This is a genomic window from Caproicibacter sp. BJN0012 (assembly GCF_035986805.1).
GTDB lineage: Bacteria > Bacillota > Clostridia > Oscillospirales > Acutalibacteraceae > Caproicibacter.
Map to the genome: position 1 here is coordinate 2960191 of NZ_CP142518.1, position 20644 is coordinate 2980834.

21 protein-coding genes are annotated in these 20644 nt (G+C 57.4%); 11 read left to right on the forward strand and 10 right to left on the reverse strand.

Annotated features, from left to right (window positions below):
- Positions 1-4 precede the first annotated feature (4 nt).
- The 8 genes from VA597_RS14520 to VA597_RS14555 are packed head-to-tail and all read right to left on the reverse strand — an operon-like array spanning position 5 to position 7941.
- Entirely contained in the window at positions 5-1375 is a 1371-nt protein-coding gene (locus VA597_RS14520) for a V-type ATP synthase subunit B (protein ID WP_128743643.1), read from the reverse strand.
- Positions 1375-3147 (reverse strand): V-type ATP synthase subunit A, encoded by a 1773-nt coding sequence (locus VA597_RS14525; protein ID WP_128743644.1) that lies wholly within the window; start codon positions 3145-3147, stop codon positions 1375-1377. The genes VA597_RS14520 and VA597_RS14525 overlap by 1 nt, the downstream gene beginning before the upstream one ends.
- A gap of 8 nt (positions 3148-3155) precedes the next feature.
- Positions 3156-3491, reverse strand: a complete 336-nt coding sequence (locus tag VA597_RS14530) for a V-type ATP synthase subunit F (protein WP_128743645.1) — start codon at positions 3489-3491, stop codon at positions 3156-3158.
- Positions 3484-4455: a V-type ATPase subunit gene (locus VA597_RS14535; RefSeq protein ID WP_128743646.1), complete on the reverse strand. Its 972-nt coding sequence runs from the start codon at positions 4453-4455 to the stop codon at positions 3484-3486. The genes VA597_RS14530 and VA597_RS14535 overlap by 8 nt, the downstream gene beginning before the upstream one ends.
- A 2-nt stretch (positions 4456-4457) precedes the next feature.
- A complete protein-coding gene (locus VA597_RS14540) occupies positions 4458-5057 on the reverse strand; it encodes a V-type ATP synthase subunit E (RefSeq protein WP_128743647.1) in 600 nt (199 codons plus the stop codon).
- A 19-nt stretch (positions 5058-5076) separates the two neighbouring features.
- Positions 5077-5571, reverse strand: coding sequence for a V-type ATP synthase subunit K (locus tag VA597_RS14545; protein ID WP_128743648.1), 495 nt, complete (start codon positions 5569-5571; stop codon positions 5077-5079).
- Positions 5568-7589 carry a V-type ATP synthase subunit I gene (locus VA597_RS14550; RefSeq protein ID WP_243112829.1) on the reverse strand — a complete coding sequence of 674 codons (2022 nt, stop codon included), beginning with the start codon at positions 7587-7589 and terminating at the stop codon, positions 5568-5570. The genes VA597_RS14545 and VA597_RS14550 overlap by 4 nt, the downstream gene beginning before the upstream one ends.
- 43 nt (positions 7590-7632) lie before the next feature.
- Complete coding sequence (locus VA597_RS14555; protein WP_128743650.1) at positions 7633-7941, reverse strand: hypothetical protein; 309 nt, start codon at positions 7939-7941, stop codon at positions 7633-7635.
- 333 nt (positions 7942-8274) lie between these two features.
- On the opposite strand from VA597_RS14555, the gene amrA reads away from it, so the two are divergent.
- Positions 8275-9660, forward strand: a complete 1386-nt coding sequence (gene amrA, locus VA597_RS14560; RefSeq protein ID WP_128743651.1) for an AmmeMemoRadiSam system protein A — start codon at positions 8275-8277, stop codon at positions 9658-9660.
- Positions 9657-10487, forward strand: a complete 831-nt coding sequence (amrS, locus tag VA597_RS14565; RefSeq protein WP_128743652.1) for an AmmeMemoRadiSam system radical SAM enzyme — start codon at positions 9657-9659, stop codon at positions 10485-10487. Before amrA ends, amrS begins: the two co-directional genes overlap by 4 nt.
- Positions 10488-10541: 54 nt before the next feature.
- On the opposite strand, the gene VA597_RS14570 is transcribed toward amrS, so the two are convergent.
- Positions 10542-11216, reverse strand: a complete 675-nt coding sequence (locus VA597_RS14570) for a hypothetical protein (RefSeq protein WP_128743653.1) — start codon at positions 11214-11216, stop codon at positions 10542-10544.
- 646 nt (positions 11217-11862) lie between these two features.
- Here VA597_RS14570 and VA597_RS14575 point away from each other — a divergent pair.
- From VA597_RS14575 to VA597_RS14600, 6 genes are all read left to right on the forward strand, one after another.
- A complete protein-coding gene (locus VA597_RS14575; protein WP_128743654.1) occupies positions 11863-12090 on the forward strand; it encodes a hypothetical protein in 228 nt (75 codons plus the stop codon).
- Positions 12071-12382, forward strand: coding sequence for a YbjQ family protein (locus VA597_RS14580; RefSeq protein ID WP_128743655.1), 312 nt, complete (start codon positions 12071-12073; stop codon positions 12380-12382). The genes VA597_RS14575 and VA597_RS14580 overlap by 20 nt, the downstream gene beginning before the upstream one ends.
- Before the next feature lie 71 nt (positions 12383-12453).
- Positions 12454-13683 carry a class I SAM-dependent rRNA methyltransferase gene (locus tag VA597_RS14585; RefSeq protein WP_128743656.1) on the forward strand — a complete coding sequence of 410 codons (1230 nt, stop codon included), beginning with the start codon at positions 12454-12456 and terminating at the stop codon, positions 13681-13683.
- A gap of 149 nt (positions 13684-13832) precedes the next feature.
- Entirely contained in the window at positions 13833-14786 is a 954-nt protein-coding gene (gene mltG, locus VA597_RS14590; RefSeq protein WP_326974791.1) for an endolytic transglycosylase MltG, read from the forward strand.
- Positions 14787-14816: 30 nt separating this feature from the next.
- Positions 14817-16238, forward strand: coding sequence for an MATE family efflux transporter (locus VA597_RS14595; RefSeq protein ID WP_326974792.1), 1422 nt, complete (start codon positions 14817-14819; stop codon positions 16236-16238).
- Positions 16239-16268: 30 nt separating this feature from the next.
- The gene (locus VA597_RS14600) at positions 16269-16982 is read left to right on the forward strand and encodes a Crp/Fnr family transcriptional regulator (protein ID WP_326974793.1); all 714 of its coding nucleotides are present in this window, start codon (positions 16269-16271) and stop codon (positions 16980-16982) included.
- 78 nt (positions 16983-17060) lie between these two features.
- On the opposite strand, the gene VA597_RS14605 is transcribed toward VA597_RS14600, so the two are convergent.
- Positions 17061-17507 carry an RrF2 family transcriptional regulator gene (locus VA597_RS14605; protein ID WP_128743659.1) on the reverse strand — a complete coding sequence of 149 codons (447 nt, stop codon included), beginning with the start codon at positions 17505-17507 and terminating at the stop codon, positions 17061-17063.
- A 175-nt stretch (positions 17508-17682) separates the two neighbouring features.
- On the opposite strand from VA597_RS14605, the gene cysK reads away from it, so the two are divergent.
- From cysK to VA597_RS14620, 3 genes are all read left to right on the forward strand, one after another.
- Complete coding sequence (gene cysK, locus VA597_RS14610) at positions 17683-18609, forward strand: cysteine synthase A (RefSeq protein WP_128743660.1); 927 nt, start codon at positions 17683-17685, stop codon at positions 18607-18609.
- 14 nt (positions 18610-18623) lie between these two features.
- Complete coding sequence (locus tag VA597_RS14615; protein WP_128743661.1) at positions 18624-19439, forward strand: tRNA threonylcarbamoyladenosine dehydratase; 816 nt, start codon at positions 18624-18626, stop codon at positions 19437-19439.
- An 838-nt stretch (positions 19440-20277) separates the two neighbouring features.
- Positions 20278-20640 (forward strand): VOC family protein, encoded by a 363-nt coding sequence (locus tag VA597_RS14620; protein WP_326974794.1) that lies wholly within the window; start codon positions 20278-20280, stop codon positions 20638-20640.
- Positions 20641-20644 lie beyond the last annotated feature (4 nt).

The window sequence follows — 20644 nt, forward strand, 5'->3', positions numbered from 1 at the left end:
CCTATCACTTGCCATAATACTGGTCGAGGAATTCATCCTTGATTCGTTTCAGCTCGCCGCGCGGCAGAATGGAAAGCAGCTTCCAGCCAAGGTCCAGCGTTTCTTCAATGCCGCGGTTGCTGTCATAACCCTGGGAAACATACTGCTTTTCAAATTCGTCGGAAAATTTCGCATACAGCTTGTCAATATCCGTCAGCGCCGCCTCGCCGAGAACCACCATCAGTTCCTTGGCGTCTTTGCCGCGCGCATAGGCCGCAAAAAGCTGGTTCATCGTATCCGCGTGGTCGGCGCGCGTCTTGCCTTTGCCGATGCCCTTATCCTTCAGGCGGGAAAGCGACGGCAGAACGTCGATCGGCGGCGCGATACCCTTGCGGTAAAGCTCGCGGCTTAAAATGATCTGACCCTCCGTGATATATCCGGTCAGGTCCGGGATCGGGTGGGTCTTGTCGTCCTCCGGCATGGAGAGGATCGGGATCAGCGTAATGCTGCCGCTCTTCCCCTTCTGCCGGCCCGCGCGCTCGTACAGGGACGCGAGGTCCGTGTACATGTAGCCCGGATATCCGCGGCGTCCGGGAACTTCCTTGCGCGCCGCGGAGATCTCGCGCAGCGCGTCGGCATAGTTCGTGATATCCGTCAGGATGACCAGCACATGCATGTTCTTTTCAAACGCGAGATATTCGGCGGCGGTCAGCGCCATGCGCGGCGTCGCGATCCGCTCGACGGCCGGGTCGTTCGCCAGATTGACGAACACGACGGTCCGGTCGATGGCGCCGGTCTCGCGGAAGCTCTCGATAAAGTAGTTGGACTCTTCGTAGGTGATGCCGATGGCGGCGAACACCACGGCGAACGGTTCTTCCGTCCCGATCACCTTCGCCTGTTTCGCGATCTGCGCCGCGAGATTCGCGTGCGGCAGGCCGCTGGCGGAAAAGATCGGAAGCTTTTGCCCGCGGACCAGCGTGTTCAGTCCGTCAATAGCGGAAACGCCGGTCTGAATAAATTCCTGCGGGTAGTTCCGCGCCGCCGGGTTCATCGGCAGGCCGTTGATATCAAGCCGTTTTTCCGGCAGAATTTCCGGACCGCCGTCGATCGGGTGTCCAAGGCCATCGAAAATGCGGCTGAGCATATCCTCCGAAACGCCGAGTTCCATGCTGCGGCCGAGAAAGCGGACCTTGCTGTTGTCGAGGTTGATGCCGGTGCTGCTTTCAAACAGCTGAACCAGCGCGTTGCCGCCGTCGATTTCCAGCACCTTGCAGCGGCGCTTTTCACCGCTCGCCAGCTCGATTTCTCCCAGTTCGTTGTAGGCGACGTCTTCCACGCCGCGGACCAGCATCAGAGGACCCGCAACCTCCTGAATGGTCTTGTATTCCTTTGGCATCAGAAGTCCTCCTTTCGGCTGAGCAGGTCTTCAATTTCTTTTCCGAGCTCCGTCGTGATTTCATCGAATTCCGCAGCGACTTTGTCCGCCGCAATATACTTGAAGCGCCCAATCCTCTCGCGGACCGGCAGGCTGACAAGGCCGTTGACCGGCGCGCCCTTCTGCAAAGCCGCCACCGTGTCGTCGTAGAACCGCAGAACCAGCTTCATCGTCAGGTACTGCTTTTCCAGCGGCGTGAACATGTCGACTTCGTTAAAGGCGTTCTGCTGCAGGAAATCCTCGCGGACGCTCCGCGCGGCTTCCAGCTTGAGGCGGTCCGGGGCGGAAAGGGCGTCCATGCCGACCAGCTTGACGATTTCATCCAGCTCGCTTTCGTCGTGCAGCAGGCGGAGAATTCTTGCGCGCAGCTCCATCCAGTCCGGATGCACATTTTCATTGAACCATTTGCCCAGGGAATCGGCGTACAGCGAATAACTGGTCAGCCAGTTGATGGCGGGGAAATGACGGGCGTAAGCCAGCGCGGAATCCAAACTCCAGAACACCTTGACGATGCGCAGCGTCGCCTGGGATACCGGCTCGGAAATATCGCCGCCCGGAGGGGAAACGGCTCCGATGACCGACAGTGAGCCTTCGCGGTCTTCTTTTCCGATGGTCTTGACGCGCCCGGCGCGCTCATAGAACTGAGCCAGACGGCTTCCCAGGTAAGCCGGGTAGCCTTCTTCACCGGGCATTTCCTCCAGACGGCCGGACATCTCGCGAAGGGCTTCCGCCCAGCGGGATGTGGAGTCGGCCATCAAAGCGACGGAATAGCCCATGTCTCTGAAGTATTCCGCAATGGTGATTCCCGTGTAAATGGAGGCTTCCCGCGCGGCCACCGGCATGTCGGAGGTGTTGGCGATCAGCACGGTCCGTTTCATCAGGGAATAGCCGGATTTCGGGTCCTTCAGTTCGGGGAACTCGTTCAGAACGTCGGTCATTTCATTGCCGCGCTCACCGCAGCCGATGTAGACGACAATGTCCGCGTCCGCCCACTTGGCGAGCTGATGCTGCACGACGGTCTTGCCGCTTCCGAACGGTCCCGGGACCGCCGCCGTGCCGCCGCGCGCGATCGGGAACATCGTATCGATGATCCTCTGCCCGGTGATGAGCGGCATGTCGGGCGAAAGCTTTGTCTGATACGGGCGGCCGATCCGGACGGGCCATTTCTGCATCAGGGAGATTTCCCGTTCCGCGCCGTCCTCCGTCCGAATCTTTGCCACGATCTCCTCGACCGTATAATCTCCCTCGGCAATCGACGAAACCGTTCCCGTGGTCCCGTTCGGCACGAGAACCCGGTGCTCGACGATCTCCGTTTCCTGCACGGTTCCCAGAATATCGCCGCCGGTGACCTGATCCCCAGCGGATACCTTCGGGACAAAATGCCATTTTACATCGCGTTTTAGGGCGGGAATCTCGACCCCGCGCTGAAGGTTATTGCCGGTCATTTTCATGATTTCCTCCAGCGGGCGCTGGATTCCGTCGTAAATGCTGCTGATCAGTCCGGGGCCCAGTTCCACGCTCAGCGGCGCGCCGGTGGATTCCACCGGTTCGCCCGGCTTCAGGCCGGAGGTCTCCTCATAGACCTGAACGGAAGCCTGGTCCCCGTGGATCTCTATGATTTCACCAATCAGGCGCTGCTCGCTGACACGCACCACGTCGAACATATTCGCGTCGCGCATTCCGTCGGCGATGACCAGAGGTCCGGCAACCTTTTTGATCGTGCCTTTGCTCATTTTCCTTCTCACCTGCTTCTTTCGTTATCGCTGTTGAAAATAATATCGGAGCCGACCGCCTGCTCCACCGTTTTCTTCACGTTCCGCATTCCGATCCCCGTATTCCCGGAAACGCCCGGAATCGGAATGATGGCCGGAAGCTGCTGGGACTCATACCGGCTGATTTCCGACGAAAGGCCCTCGAACACCGCCTCCGTCACATAAATCACGGCGTAGTCCTCCTCCGCAAGGCGTCTCAGTTCCCCGGAGGCTTCGGCAAGATCCCGAACGGGACATACGTCCAGCCCCAGCGAGGCAAATCCGTAAATGCTGTCGCGGTCGCCGAGTACGGCGGTTTTATACATACGTCTCCCTCAGCCTTTCCCGGACGGACTCATCCGAAAGCCGGTTCAGCTTGCCGGACAATATGATCCTGACCGTTTTTATTTCATTTTCCCGCGCCAGAAGGTATGCAGCGACCGGCGCGATGGTAAACGGGTTGTATTTCTGCGGGCGGATCTGCTCCATCAGCAGATCATCACACCAGCGTTCAAACGAAGAGACCGATTTCCGCACGGCGGGCACGGCTCCCGCGTAGGGCGTCATGGCCAGATACTCCAGAACGGCATCCACGCCGGACGCCGCCGCGCGGGCCAGCTTTTTTACATCAAGCGTGGAGCAGGGAGCAAGGGCGTGTTCAAGGAATTCCAGCGGCTTGCCCGTGCGCGCCGAACGGACGGCGATCCGGATATCGGCGGACGCGACCGTCAGCTCCGCGTATTTCTGCAGCACTTCATTGTCGGATGCCATGCCGGCATTCAGCACCGCTTCCAGGGCGGCCCGGTCGATGACGACATCGCACATCTGGCCGTCGTGGTTTTGCAGAAGCACCCTGCACGCCTCCTGAGCGGCGCCGCGCATCTGCTCAGGCAGCTGCGTGAAGTCCTGGTCCCGGACCGCCTTCAGAATCAGGCTGGGATCGATCGTTCCGCTTTCGAAATAGATGTTCGGCGTCTTCGAGTCCATGCAGACTTCCTTCACCGCCGCTTTCAGATTGTGGTAATCGTTTGCGTAAAGGAAGACGTCAAACGCCGACAGATCCTCACCGATCAGCTCCCGAATCAGCTTCCATGTCTTTTCGCGCTCCGCGGACAAAATCTCCCCGGCATTGCCGGAAGAAACATCCCACCCTTTTTCGGAAAGGACATGCAGGCAATCCTCGTAATTTTTGCAGGCCATCAGCTGTTCCAGCGTCTGAGCGCCGAAAAGCGACAGCTCCTTCGAGCGGATGCGGGCAACTGCATATACATAATCCTGTTTTTCGGCCATTTTCAACCCCCCGCAAACACGAGCTGGTTCACCTTGTCCTGCAGCTCGTCGCGGCGGGCGTCAAACAGAGCCGAAAACGAGCAGTTTTCCTCGATTCCGCCATAGGACAGCACAAAACCGCCGTCAATATTCCTCGCCTGCCCGGAAACCCTGAGCGACGCGCCCTGCCCTTTGACGGCGGCGTTCAGAGCCGCTTCAAAACCGGCGGGAAGCCTCTTCAGGTCAGCGGGGGAAAAGAGGATCTCCCCCTCGCGGGGCAGCGCGTTTTTCACCGCCATCTTCAGAATAAGCTTAAAATATTCGTCGTCGGGCAGGGCATACAGAGACTGCTTTGCCTTTTCAATGATATCCGCAATCAGCTGTTGCTTTGCGCCCAGAACCGCCTTGCGAATCTGCAGGGCGGCCGCAGACTCGGCCCTCTCCCGGATCATGGCCGCCTCTTCTTCGGCGCGCCTGCCGACGGCGGCGCACTGCTCGGCCGCATCCTTCCCGGCCTGGCTGCGGATCTCTTCCGCCTGTGCGCGCGCTTTTTCCAGCATCGCGTTCACCGCCGAGTCCGATTCGGACGTGATATCCTGTATGATTTTATCTAACCCTGTCATTGACAAGTTCTCCTAACTGTTAAACGTTCAGTCCGCCGACGCCGAAAATCGCAAGAATGGAAACCAGAAGGGCAAGAATCGCGTATGTTTCAACCATTGCGGGGAAAATCATGGCTTTGCCGAACTGGTCCGGGCGTTTGGAAACGAGCCCGATGCTGGCGATTGCGGCATTGCCCTGGTGAATGGCGGAAAAATAGCCGACCAGCGCCATCGGCATGCAGGCCGCAAAATACAGCAGCCCTTTCGCGCCGGACATGGCCCCCGCTCCGCCGCCGAGGATGCCGGTCTGGGAAAGAGCGATAAACGCGATCAGCAGGCCGTAAATGCCCTGTGTGCCGGGAAGGAGCTGAAGGACGAGCACCTTGCCGAACATGGACGGATCCTCCGTGACGACGCCCGCCGCCGCCTGGCCGGTTTTGCCGACTCCGTGTGCCGAGCCCATTCCGGGGAGAAGCGCTGCGAGCGCCGCGCCCAAAAGCGCAAGGGGAAGCCCAAGACTGTTAAAAAAGTTCATGATTCATTTTCCTCCTTGAATTGATAATATTTAGTATGAGCGCTTGCGGAAAATGGGGTGAACTTCCGCCCGCCGCCCGAATAAAACTTGCCGAAAAACTCCACGTACTGGAGTCGGTTCGTATGAACGTACGCGCCCAGCATATTGATCATGATGTTCATCGTATGCCCCACGATGAATATCAGGATGAAGACAATCGCGCCCACGACGCCGCCGCCGGACATGCTCGCCATCTTGTTGACCACGCTGGCGATGACCCCGGTTGCAAGCCCCAGGGCCAGCAGGCGGGAGTAGGAAAGCACGTCGCTCAGATACCCCGTCACGTTGTACAGGGCGTACAGCCCCTTCATGATCCGCTTGACCGGACTGCGCGATTCGCGTCCGCCCGTCAGGATAATGCCGACCGCCCCCACGGCCGCGGCGACTGTCGCGACCTTCGCGGCGGCTGCCGAAACCGTGAAGGTAAGGCTGAACATGTCGTGCATCATGCTCGTGGAAAGCAGGAGCACAATGAGCCCGCCGACCAGCAGATACCAAAAGACCACATCATACAGCGCGTCCAGATACCGTCCCGTGTGCAGCGCCTGATACAGGTTGGCGCCCAGCCCGGCAAAGAGGTGGATAATACCCACCAGCAGGCAGAAAACCAACAGGCGCATCGGCTGGTTCAGCGGTGCGAACCAGACGGCCGGTATGGTCACATTCGCGTGAAAGAAGGTCTTTCCCACCACGTCGACCACGTCCCCGAAATAGCTGCCGAACATCACGCCCCAGAAGGTCGTGGAAAGGCCGCAGTAGAAAAACATGTTCATCATGTGATGCATGGACAGCTTCATATGCGGATACTTTTTCATGAGAATGAATGTGACGAGGGTCATGATGATTCCATAAGCCGCATCGCCCAGCATCATGCCGTACAGAAAGTAATAAAACGGAGCCATCAGCGCAGTCGGATCGATTTCTCCCTTGCCCGGCAGGCTGAATGACTCGACGACATCCTCCACCGGGGTTGCAAACGCGTTGTTTTTTAAAAGGACGGGAGCGTCGTCCTTTTCGTCCGGGTCGGAAAACTCGATCGCCAGGTCGAATCTTTTGGAAAGCGCCGCTTCCAGGCCCGAAGCCTTTTTCGCCGGAACATAACCGGTCAGAAGGAAAGTGCGCTTCGACTGTGCCAGACGCCCGATCACCTCGTATTTTTCCGAGCGCATGGTATCGTAATCTTCCAGCAGTTTCAGGTCGCCGCGGCATTCCGCATAGCTCTTGACCTCGGATTCGTCGCGCTCTATGGACTTCCTGCACTCCTCTTCCTCCGCTTTCAGCGCTTCGGTTTCCCTCGCCGGCGTCCTTTCCGGCTGGACGGCCGGCCTTGCAAAGCCCAGCGCGTTCAGCGCCGCGGCGTAAGCCTCCCCGTCCTTCTTTTCGCAGAGAAAGAAAACGCAGGTCTGGTCCTTTAAGGAGCCGACAACCTCCGCAGCAAAGGGCCCGGCTTCCGGCGCCGCCTTGGCCAGATTTACACTCAGTTCCTCCCGGGTCAGGGCGCCGGGCAGAGAACCGATCAATGCCGCGGTCTTCTTTGTCCCCGCGAAACTCAGCGGAACGTCAAGCTCCATCCAGGGGGACAGCGCTTCCCGCTCCAGCTCCGTGCGGACGATCTCCGCGCGGCTTTCCGCAAGATTTTTCTCCAGTTCCTCCAGCCGTGCGGCAACGCGCACCGTTTCGTCGTGCCGCTGTGCGAACTCCTCGTACTGCTGCGCGGTCAGCTGCTCTTTCCCCTCCAGCGCGGCCAGCATGGACTGGTTCTGGGGAACGGCGCGGTTCAGGATCTCCAGCGCGCGCCTTGCCGCCGCAACGTTCTTTTCGAAAGCTGTCCGCGAGTCCGACAGATCGCTTTTATGGAAGACTCCATCTTCCAAGCCGGTGTCGCCGACCTCGACAACGCCGCGGCGCTGCAGATCTTCGAGAAGCTGCTTGCGGTTTTTTCTGAGCGCGCAGATCACCACACGCTTCATTTGTATCACTGCCAATTGGATATTCCCTCCTTGCGTCCGGCACCCGCAGGCGTCAGATCAGTTCGGACAAAACAAGCCGGACCGCCTCGTCCTGCCGGCGCAGCGCCGTTTGGCGCATCGATTCGACTTGGGAAGCAATTTTGGACTGCACGTCCATTTTCATCTCGCCGCCCCTGCTGTCCGCTTCGTCGAGAAGCGCCCTGGCCTCCCGTTTTGCTTTTTCCAGCATCGCGCCGGCCGCCTCCGCGGCTTCCCTTCGCGCATCCTGTAAAATGACATCGCACTGTTCGGCTGCCTGCTCTTCGGCTTTCTGAGCGTCGGACTCCGTTTTCTTGATCGCATCTACGATTTCCGTTGCCATTTTTTCACCTCGAACCAACCGGCAAATGACTGCCGTTATTTTTTGCTATTTATTTTTAATAATATCTGTATCCAGTTTTTTATTCTACATCTAAGTCAAAAAATAATCAAATCTTTTTCCTGGTTTTCCCGGTTTTTTTTATGCAACACGACTGAAAATCCGGAGAATAAAAATTCCGGAGCATAATAATAAAATCCGGAACGGACTGATATCGTTTCTCTTAAAATTAAACGCCTATGCGCCTTCTATTTTTCATATCAGGATTATAATTTTGCAATGATCCCTATACTATAAGGAAATAAGGATTAGGAAAAGGAAAGGATTGTGATTTTCATGGCTGTGATTGGAGCATTCATCATGCCTCATCCTCCGATTATCATTCCGTCAGTCGGAAAAGGCGAAGAGCGCAGAATTCAGAAAACCTCCGACGCATATCAGCGCGCGGCGGCGGAGATTGCCCGGATGAAACCCGAAACGCTGGTGGTTCTGTCTCCTCACGCCGTGGCATACGCCGACTATCTCCACATTGCGCCGGGCGCAGCGGCCAAAGGCGATTTTTCTGAATTCGGGTCCGCAGACCCGCCGCTGGAATTTTCCTGCGATACCCAATTCGTTTCCGCTCTTTCGGACGAAGCGGGCCGGCGCGGGCTGCCCGCAGGAACGTTCGGGGATAAACGCCGGCCGGTCGACCACGGAGCACTGGTCCCCCTTACTTTTATCACTCGGGCTTACCGCGATTTTCGACTGGTCAGGTGCTCGATCTCCGGCCTGGGCGCCTCCGCGCACTACCGGTTCGGCCAGTGCATCGCGCGGGCAGCGGAGCAGCTTGGCCGCAGGGTCGTTCTGATCGCGAGCGGCGACCTCTCCCACAAGCTGAAGGAAGACGGGCCGTACGGCTTCGCGGAAGAGGGGCCGAGGTTTGACCGCGAAGCGACGGAGGCAATGAAGGCCGGAGACTTCCTGCGCTTTCTGACGTTTGACGAGGAGTTCTGCGAAGCGGCGGCGGAATGCGGCCTGCCTTCGTTTCAGATTCTGGCCGGGGTTTTCGACGGAACTGCCGTGAAACCGGAATTTTTGTCCTATGAAGGCCCGTTCGGCGTCGGCTACGCCGTCTGCGGGTATACTCCCCAGGGTCCCGACGAAAGCCGCAGATTCGGGGAAAACGCGGAGCAGCGGAAAAAGGAAGCTCTTCTCGGAAAGCGGAAAGGCGAGGACGAGTATGTCCGGCTTGCCCGGATGTCGCTGGAAAACCGGATCATCGAAGGCAAACGCCTCCCCCTCCCGGAGGGACTGCCGCCCGATCTTGCAAACCGCCGGGCCGGCGTGTTCGTCTCGCTGAAAAAGGACGGCCGCCTTCGCGGCTGCATCGGAACCATTCAGGCAACACAGAGCTGCGTCGCGGAAGAAATTATTTGCAACGCGGTCAGCGCCGGATTGCGCGATCCCCGGTTTGAGCCGGTCGGCGAAGAGGAACTGCCGAAGCTGGTTTACAGCGTAGACGTCCTTGGAGAGGCGGAGCCCGCCGCTTTTCCCGGCGGTCTCGACCCCGCCCGCTACGGAGTCATCGTCCGCAGCGGAGAGCGGTGCGGACTGCTGCTGCCGGACCTGCCCGGCGTAAGCACGCCGCAGGAGCAGGTTTCCATCGCACTGCGCAAGGCCGGGATCGGCGAAAACGAATCCTATACAATGGAGCGGTTCGAGGTGGTGCGGCACACATGAGCAAAGTTGTGTGCGGGGTTTGTCCCCACGCCTGCGCCCTTGAGGAAGGACGGACCGGCTTCTGCGGCGCTAGGTCGAACCGGGGCGGCAAAATCGCCGCCGACAGCTACGGCAGGGTGACGGCCATCGCGCTGGATCCGGTGGAAAAGAAACCGCTGCGCCGTTTTTTTCCCGGCAGCCGGATCCTCTCCGTCGGCAGCTACGGGTGTAATCTGCGCTGCCCCTTTTGTCAGAACCACGACATCTCCATGGTGAAATGGGACGACGACAGAACGGAGTTCCTCTTTCCCCAGCTGCTGACCGACCAGGCGCTGGAGCTGAAAGCACAGGGAAATATCGGCCTTGCCTTCACCTACAACGAGCCGTTGATCTGCCCGGAATACGTAATGGACTGTTCCCGGCTGAACCGGAAAAACGGCCTGAAGAACGTCGTGGTCACTAACGGGTACGTCAGCCTGGAACCGCTTAAACGGCTTTTGCCCCTGGTTGACGCGATGAATATAGACCTCAAAAGCTTTTCTCCGGAATTTTACCGGAAGATTTCGGGAGGGCTGGAGGAGGTCAAGCGCACGATTTCCCTCGCGGCGGAAGTCTGCCATGTGGAAGTGACGACGCTGATCGTGCCCGGAGAGAACGATTCCCCGGAGGAGATGGAACGCCTGTCCGGCTGGCTGGCGGAAGTGGACCCTGAAATTCCGCTGCATGTCACACGATTCTTCCCCAGATACAAAATGGAGGACAGCTTTCCGACTCCGGTCGGTACCATTGATTCTCTCGCCGAAACCGCGCGCAAAAACCTCAAATATGTTTACGAGGGCAACATATAAAAAATCCGCCGCGGAAGAGATCATCCGCGGCGGTCATGTTTTTCTTACGGCTGATTATTGAACCCCTTCGATCTTTGTGACGAACATCCTCTGGGCGTCGTCGTCCTTGTAAACGCCCGTATAGGTAACTTTCACATTCTGACCAACCTTGAAGCCGTTGTCCAGATTCACGAGAGTCACGCCGAGCCTGCGGACGGTCAGGTCGTGTCCGTCCGTCGTATGAATCAGGACGCTCATCATCGCGGCGTCTTTGACGACGCCGACGACGGTATGCTCCGTTTTGTCAAACGCAGGGTCCTCCGATGCGGGAGTGGGCGCTTTGTCGTTGTAGGTATAGGTGTACACGTTCCCGTCCTTCGGGCTGTAAAGAAGCAGCGGGCCTTCGGTGTAATCTTCATCCCAGGCGGAATAAGTGCGGTAAGTCACGCCGTTCAGGGCAACCGGCTTGTCCTTCTCCTCTTTCAGCGTGTATTTCTTCCAGTCGAGCGGAACAGCCGACTCAATCTTCTCCTTGATCTGATCGTCGGTCAGGCTGGAGACGCTCCCCGACGACGCAGAAGACGGAACTGCGGAAGACACGGCGGAAGACGGCACGGCGGAGGAGCTTTCCGAACCGGTGCCGGACGACGACGGGCTTCCCACGGGAAGCTTTCCGTTGGTGAACAGAAGGACGCCCCCACAAATAATCACGACAAGAACAATAATCAGAAGCCAACCTGTTTTTTTCATAGATGATTCCTCCTGTTAAATGTTTCCGGAACGATCCGCCCTTTCACTATACCTTATTTTTCGCCTGAATTCAACAGATAAGACAAATCTGTAAGGAATCGCATTGCGGCGAACAGGCTTGCAAAGTTCCCGCACTATTGTTATAATAACCTCACGGCGTAAGCGGAAGCAGAGCTTCCGACGCCTGAGAGAACATTGAACCATGATTGCGGCCCGGTCGCGTTTCTATGCGGCTCTGCGGTTCATGTTATAATAACCTCACGGCGTAAGCGGAAGCAGAGCTTCCGACGCCTGAGAGAACATTGAACCATGATTGCGGCCTGATTGCGTTTTATGCGGCTCCGCGGTTCATGTTATAATAACCTCACGGCGTAAGCGGAAGCAGAGCTTCCGACGCCTGAGAGAACATTGGACCATGATTGCGGCCCGGTCGCGTTTCTATGCGGCTCTGCGGTTCATGTTATAATAACCTCACGGCGTAAGCGGAAGCAGAGCTTCCGACGCCTGAGAGAACATTGAACCATGATTGCGGCCTGATTGCGTTTTATGCGGCTCCGCGGTTCATGTTATAATAAAGCGGGAATCGGAATACAATACATCCGGAAGACAGGCGCCTGCTTTGCGGGCCGGAAAAAAGGTGGATCTCATGCAGCACTGGAAAAAGATGATTGCTCCGATCGTGATCACTGTCCTTGCGGCGGCCGTATTTCTCCTATGGCTGCTGGCTGTCGCTCTGTCGCCAGGTCTTCCACTGCATATAAAAATTATTGCGGGACTGATTCCGGCGGCGTTGATCGGCGTTGCCGTTTTCGTCCTGATCGAACGAATCAGAGAGATAAGGAGCGGTGAAGAAGATGATCTTGGTCAATACTGACTATATAACGGGCAAAGAGCTTGAAATGCTCGGCCTGGTGAAAGGAAGCACCATCCAGTCCAAAAACATCGGGAGGGACATCACCCAGGGTTTCAAATCCATTGTCGGCGGAGAACTGAAATCCTATACCGATATGATGAACGGCGCCCGTGCGCTTGCCACCAAACGGATGGCGGAAGAGGCCGAATCCATGGGAGCGGACGCGGTCGTGAACATCCGTTACGCCTCGTCCTCCGTCATGCAGGGTGCGGCGGAAGTCATGGCTTACGGCACGGCTGTGAAATTCAAGTAACGGTTACCGGCAAATCAAACAGGGGGCGCGGCAATGTGCCGCGTCCGTTTTTAAATGCGGGGAATTATAAAATGAATCAAAAACGGGACTTTCCTAAATTGACCGTCACACAGAAAGCGGAGCGGAGCATTCTTGCGGGACATCCGTGGGTTTACGGCACGGAGATCACCGGCGGAGATCCGTGCGGGGACGGGGATCTGGCCGACGTGGTCAGCCGGCGCGGCGCGTACCTCGGCACCGGTTTTTACAACTCCCATTCGAAAATCAGGGTCCGGCTGATCTCCCGCAACGCGAACGACCGGTTCGACGAGGCCTTTTTCGAGCGCAGGCTGCGCTATGCGTGGGAATACCGTAAAACCGTTCTGGAAAAGGACGACCTGGCCTGCTGCCGCATCATCTTTGGGGAAGCGGACCTCTTCCCCGGGCTGACCGTGGACCGGTTCGGGAATATCCTGGTGGCGCAGACCCTGTCGCTCGGCATTGAGAAAATCAAGCCGATGCTGTTCCGCCTGCTGTACCGCATCCTGACCGGGGACGGACAGAAGATCGACGGCATCTACGAGCGCAACGACTCCGGGCTTCGCGATCTGGAAGGGATGAAACAGGGGCGCGGCTTTTTCCCTCTGGACGGGCTGGCGGCGCCGGAATCCGGCAGGACTGTCATCCGCGAAAACGGAATCGAATACACCGTCGATTTTGAAAACGGGCAGAAAACGGGGTTTTTCCTCGACCAGAAATACAACCGCAGGGCGGCCGCCGCCGTCGCGCGCGGCAAAAGGGTCCTCGACTGCTTCACCGACACCGGCAGCTTTGCGCTGAACGCCGCGGCGGCCGGCGCGGCTCGCGTCCACGCGGTGGACATTTCCGAAAACGCGATCGCAATGGCGGGGGAAAACGCGGAACGCAACGGCCTCTCGGACCGCATGTCGTTTGAAACCGCCAATGTATTCGACCTGCTCCCCTCCCTGGCCGAAAACGGGAACCGGGAATATGATTTTGTGATCCTTGATCCTCCGGCCTTCACCAAATCCCGGCAGACGGTCGCGAACGCCTCCCGCGGATACCGGGAAATCAACTACCGGGCGATGAAGCTTCTTCCGAGGGGAGGATACCTCGCGACCTGCTCCTGTTCCCACTTTATGACGGACGAGCTGTTCCGGGACGTGCTCCGCCGCGCGGCTCTGGACGCCCAGGTGGCGCTTCGCCAGATCGAGGCCAGGCAGCAGGCCCCGGACCACCCGATCCTGTGGAATGTGCCGGAAACCTCCTACCTGAAATTCTATCTGTTCCAGATTGTCTGACCCCAGTTTGGCAGGCAACTATTTCCTCCCGGACCGGTCCGGTTGTAAAATGCGGCATTGTGTTCTATAATAATGTCGATATCTGACGAACGCACAACCGCGTTTTTCATCCGCCCTGTTTCCTTCGAACCGTATTTGGGAGAAAATGTATGCTGAGAAAAAGAATCTGTCCGTTTCTGCTCGCCGCGCTGTTCGGCTTGCTGACCGCCTGCTCCTCCGGTCAGGGGAGTTCATCCGCGCCCGTATCGTCGGAAGGGGACAAGGCAAGTTCGTCTTCCTCCTCCGTGTCTTCCTCTGATTCCGCCCCGGCGTCCTCCTCTTCCTCCGGGGCTGCCTCCAAATCCGCCGCCTCGTCTTCCGCGGCCAAGACCTCCTCCGCGTCCCCGGCCCAGGAAAAATCGAAGACCGTCAAGGTCACGGTCCCTGAGGGATTTACCCTTCCCCAGATCGCGGCGAGGCTGGAGGCGAAGGGAGTCTGCCGCGCCGACGATTTCATCAAAGCCGCGCAGACGTACGATTTCAGCTATTATTCCCTTGTCGCCAAAATACCGAACAGCCCAAACCGCTGTTACAAGCTGGAGGGTTACCTGTACCCCGACACCTATGAGTTTTACACCGACATGAAGCCGCAGGACGCGGTCGGGAAATTCCTTCGCAGCGCGGAAAGCCAGATCGGAAGCAAATATTCTTATTCCGGCATGACGACGGACCAGCTGATCACGCTCGCCTCCATTATCGAGCGGGAAGCCGACGATTCGGACAATATGAAGAAGGTGTCGTCTGTATTCCATAACCGGCTGAAAACAGGCATGATCCTTCAGGCGGACTCGACCCGCGATTACTGCAACCTTTATCTGGTCCCGAAATTCGGCGACAAATACAACAAATATTACAACACCTATCCCAACCGCAGTCCGGGCCTTCCGATCGGGCCGATCTGCAATCCGGGCGCGGACGCCCTTTACGCGGCGGCACATCCGGCGGACACGGATTATCTGTACTTTGCGACAGGGACGGACCATAACTATTACTACGGCGCCACCCAGCAGGACCGCGACACATTGATGGCGAACGCCGGTGTCACGCCGCTCTATGCGGACTAATGAAACCACAAACGGACAAGGTGAAAAAGAATGAATGCGACAACCGATGCGCGTCAACAGTTCGAGCGGATGACAGAGACCCCGATCCCCCGCCTGATCTGTTCCCTCGCGGGACCGACGATGGTCAGCATGCTGATCTCGGCGGGTTACAATCTCGCGGATACTTACTTTGTCGGCCAGCTCGGCACCAGCGCCACCGGAGCGGTCGGCGTCGTGTTTTCCCTGATGGCGGTCATTCAGGCAGTGGGATTCATGCTGGGCATGGGGTCCGGCGGAGTGATTTCCCGGTTTCTGGGGCAGAAGAGAAACACGGAGGCCACTCAGGCCGCCTCCACCGCCTTTTTTACGGCGATTGCCGCCGGCTTTCTCATTATGATTCCGGGGCTGATTTTCAGCGGCAGTCTGATGCGCCTGCTGGGCGCGACGGATACCATCTTTCCCTATGCGCAAAACTATGCGCAGTACATTCTTTACGGCGCTCCGATCATGTGCGCAACCTTTGTCATGAACAACGATCTGCGCGCCGAGGGGAAAGCGTTTTTTTCCATGATCGGCATCGCGACCGGCTGCATTCTAAACGTATTCCTCGACCCCCTGATGATCTTTACGTTTCACCTGGGCATCGCGGGCGCGGCGATTGCCACCGTGATCGGCCAATCCGTCAGTTTCGTCATCCTGATTTTCAATTATGTCCGACGCCGGACAATTGTTGGAATCAGCGTGAAACATTTCTCATACAAATGGAGTATGCACGGGGAAATTCTGAGAACCGGGATGCCGTCCTTTTTCCGTCAGGGACTTGCCAGCATCGCGACCATTGCCCTGAATGTCTCCGCCGCGCTGTACGGCGACGCCGCCGTTGCGGCCATGTCGATCGTCGGCCGCTCTTTTTTCTTCATTCTCTCCGCCCTGCTCGGCTTCGGCCAGGGATTTCAGCCGGTCGCGGGCTACAATTACGGCGCAAAATGCTACGCCCGCCTGAAGCAGGCGTACTGGTTCTGCCTGCGGGTCGGCTTTTTCGGTTTGCTTGTCCTGTGTTCCGCCGCGTTTCTTTTCGCTCCGCAGATCATGGCGCTGTTCCGCCGGGACGACCCGCAGGTGATCGCGATCGGCGCGTTCGCATTCCGGGTCCAATGCGCCGTCATGCCGCTTCAGACCTTCGTGGTTATTTCCAACATGCTGTTCCAGTCCATTGGAAAGGCAAAGCAGGCGACCTGGCTGGCCGTTCTGCGGCAGGGGCTCTGCTTTCTGCCCGCGATTGTGCTTCTGCCGAGGTTCTTCGGAATCCTGGGCGTCCAGATCAGCCAGCCGGCGGCGGACTGTTTCACTTTTGTGATCGCGCTGTTCATTACTTCCCCGTTCCTGCGAACTCTGAATGAGATGATCCACTCCGGCAACTGCCCTGTGCCGGAAAAAGAAATCGCGGGGAAAACCGAAAAAAGTGAACCTTAAAGGAGAAATATCTGCCGGAGGTGTGCCGCCGTGTCGCTGAATCAATCAAATCTAACCTTTCTGCGCCAATCTCTCCCGTTTTGGAACCGCCTGACGGAACAGGAGAAAAAGCTGGTGGAATCCAACGCGGCGGCGAGGTCCCATCCCGCGGGCAGCAGTCTGCACAACGGCTCGGCGGACTGCGCGGGCCTGTTTGTCGTGAAAAGCGGGCAGGTGCGCACCTTTATTCTTTCGGACGCGGGCCGGGAAATCACCCTGTTCCGCCTGTTTGAGAGGGATATCTGCATTTTTTCCGCCTCGTGCATCCTGAAAAACATCCGGTTCGACGTGTTCATCGAAGCCGTGCAGGACAGCGAAACCATCCTGATCCCCACTTCCGTCTACAAGTACCTGAACCAGAACTCACTCGCGGTATCGGATTATACCAACCAGCTTTTGTCGTCGCGGTTTTCCGACGTGGTATGGCTAATGGAGCAGATTCTGTTCATGAGCTTCGACCGGCGGCTTGCGATGTTTCTGCTGGAGGAATCGGCTATCAGCGGCGGAGACCTTCTGACGACAACGCATGAGGAAATCGCCAAGAATATGGGGACCGCGCGGGAAGTCGTAACGCGCATGCTCCGCTATTTCCAGTCCGAAGGGCTGGTGCGGCTTTCCCGCGGAGAGATACGGATCCTCAGCCGGAAAAAGCTGCAGGCTCTCTCCTCGCAAGCCGCACAAACGCCGGGGCACGGAAAAAGCTGAACGGGCCGCGGGAGAACATTTGACAAACAGAAAGGGATCCCTCTTTCCGCCAAGCCCGGAAAGAGGGATCAAATTTTATCAAATATAAAACATATAACAGGAATCCTGTTTCTGTCTTTCGGACTCGGACAGAAGGTCCAGCAGCGTAATCTTCCGAAGGACTTGTTCCACCGACAGATCCAGAACGGAGAAAACGGAATTTTGCATCGCCTTTTCGATATTCCCCGCTTTTTGCTGTACAGACTCCACCGTCTTTTCAAAAAGGGACTGCTCCAGCGCCCTCAGAATTTCATAGACGAGTATTTCCTGCGGCGGTCTTGACAGCTTGTACCCGCCCTGCGCTCCCTTGATGGCAAGAACCAGCCCGCCGCGCTTCAGCAGCGAAAACACCTGTTCAAGATAGATTTTTGAGATGCCGAGCCGCTCCGAAAGGCTGATGATGGTGATACAGGCGTCGCTTCCATATCCCTCCGCCATGCATATCATAGCGGCCAGGCCGTATCTCCCCTTTGAAGAGATTCTCATAAGAATTCTCCTTTGATCTGCTTCTTATTTCTATCATATCCAATCCGATTGGGGAAGTCAAGTCCGACCGCCGCAAATCATACTATTTTTCTATTTTTGCTCGGTCTGCATTGACAGGAAACGGAAAAGCGACCTATAATGAGACAAAATAGAAAATAGCAGAGGTGGGAAATCCTTGTTTGCGAAAACTGTTACGGACCTGATCGGAAACACTCCGTTGCTGGAGCTTTCCAACTATGAACGCAGGCACGGCTTGAACGCGGCCGTTCTCGCGAAGCTGGAATATCTGAATCCGGCCGGAAGCGTCAAGGACCGCATTGCAAAGTCCATGATCGAGGACGCTGAGAAATCAGGGCTTTTGAAACCCGGCTCGGTAATCATCGAGCCGACAAGCGGCAACGCGGGAATCGGCCTGGCCTCGGTCGCGGCCTCAAAAGGGTACCGCATCATTCTGACCATGCCGGAAACCATGAGCGTCGAGCGCCGGAAGCTGCTGGGAGCCTATGGCGCCGAGGTGGTGCTGACCGACGGGAATCTGGGAATGCAGGGCGCCATCGACAAAGCCGCAGAACTTCAGAAGGAGACGCCGGATTCCTTCCTCCCCGGCCAGTTCACCAACCCCTCCAATCCGCGCGCTCACTACGATACCACGGGGCCAGAAATCTGGCGGGACACAGAGGGCGGCGTGGATATTTTTATTGCCGGGGTCGGAACGGGCGGAACCGTCACCGGAGTCGCGCGATACCTGAAGGAAAAAAAGCCGGAAGTGCGCGCCGTCGCGGTGGAACCGGCGGACTCTGCGGTTCTTTCGGGCAAAAAACCCGGCCCGCACAAGCTGCAGGGCCTTGGGGCGGGATTCGTGCCGAGAACGCTCGACACCGGATTGTTGGATGAGATCATCCCCGTGCGGGACGAAGACGCCTATCAGACCGGAAAAGAGCTTGCCCGGTGGGAAGGCATCCTGACGGGAATTTCGTCGGGAGCGGCCGTCTGGGCGGCAAGGCTGCTCGCCCAGCGCCCGGAAAACCGCGGGAAGCGGATCGTCGCCCTTCTGCCGGACACCGGCGAGCGGTATCTTTCCACGCCGTTTTATTTCGACTGACTCGGAGGAAATCCATGCTGGACCAATTTTCCCGCTCTCAGCTTCTGCTGGGCGGCGAGGCCATGAAAAAGATCAAAAACGCATCGGTCGCCGTCTTCGGGATCGGCGGGGTCGGCTCCTATGCCGTTGAGGCGCTTGCCCGCGCCGGGGTCGGCACTCTCGCGCTGTTCGACGACGACCGCGTCTGCCTGACGAATCTGAACCGCCAGATTCACGCCACTCGCAAGACCATCGGGACCCCGAAAGTGGAGGCGATGCGCGACCGGATCCTGGAGATCAACCCGGACTGCCGGGTGGAGCTTCACCAATGCTTTTACACGCCAGATAATGCCGGCGAATTCGACCTGTCCCGATACGGCTATGTGATCGACGCGGTAGACACCGTCACCGCGAAGCTGGAGCTGATCGTCCGCGCGAAGCAAGCGGGCGTCCCGGTGATCAGCTGCATGGGCGCCGGCAACAAGCTGGATCCGACCCGGTTCGAGGTTGCGGACATCTACAAAACCAGCGTCTGCCCGCTCGCGCGGGTCATGCGCCGGGAACTCAAGGCGCGCGGAGTGAAAAGCCTGAAAGTCGTCTACTCGAAGGAGCCCCCACTTCAACCGATCGACGATTGCGAGATCAGCTGCCGGAACCACTGCGTCTGCCCTCCCGGCACCCGCAGAAAGTGCACCGAGCGCCGCGCCATCCCGGGGAGCGTCCCGTTCGTCCCTCCGGTCGCCGGAATGATCCTCGCCGGAGAAGTTCTCAAGGATCTCGCCGGAATAGGACAGCTTCCGTCCCCGCCGGAAACGGACCCGCGGGAAGGTGCTTCCTCCATAGAACCGTAATAAAAAGCTCCGCCCCGCGCGGAGCTTTTTCATCGTTTTCGTACGGAAGATTCTGTGTTATAATAACCTCACGGCGTAAGCGGAAGCAGAGCTTCCGACGCCTGAGAGAACATTGAACCATGATTGGCGGGCCGGTCCTGTTTTCTAAAGCTCTGTGGTTCATGTTATAATAACCTCACGGCGTAAGCGGAAGCAAAGCTTCCGACGCCTGAGAGAACATTGAAACATGATTGCGGGCCGGTCCTGTTTTCTAAGGCTCTGTGGTTCATGTTATAATAACCTCACGGCGTAAGCGGAAGCAAAGCTTCCGACGCCTGAGAGAACATTGAACCATGATTGCAGCCCGGACACATTTTCTGCGGCTTCGCGGTTCATGTTATAATAACCTCACGGCGTAAGCGGAAGCAAAGCTTCCGACGCCTGAGAGAACATTGAAACATGATTGCGGGCCGGTCCTGTTTTCTAAGGCTCTGTGGTTCATGTTATAATAACCTCACGGCGTAAGCGGAAGCAAAGCTTCCGACGCCTGAGAGAACATTGAACCATGATTGCAGCCCGGACACATTTTCTGCGGCTTCGCGGTTCATGTTATAATAACCTCACGGCGTAAGCGGAAGCAGAGCTTCCGACGCCTGAGAGAACATTGAACCATGATTGGCGGGCCGGTCCTGTTTTCTAAAGCTCTGTGGTTCATGTTATAATAACCTCACGGCGTAAGCGGAAGCAAAGCTTCCGACGCCTGAGAGAACATTGAACCATGATTGGCGGGCCGGTCCTGTTTTCTAAGGCTCTGTGGTTCATGTTATAATATTTAAAATTAGAACAGGGAGGCATTCTTATGAATTCCAGATTTCTGCACACCAACTTTACCGTGCTGAACCTTGACAAAAGCCTGGAGTTTTACAGCCGCGCGCTGGGCCTGAAGGAAGTCCGCCGCATCACTCCTCCGGACGGGTCGTTCCTCATTGTTTTTCTGGGGGACGGACAGACCGATTACAACCTGGAGCTGACCTGGTACCGCGACCGCAAAGGACCCTACAATCTCGGCGACAACGAAATCCATCTCGCCGTAAAGGTCCCGGATAAAAAAGCCGCCTACGCCCTCCACAAGGAAATGGGATGCATCTGCTACGAGAACCACGACATGAACCTCTACTTTATCTCCGATCCGGACGGGTACTGGATCGAAATTTTGGATTAAACCG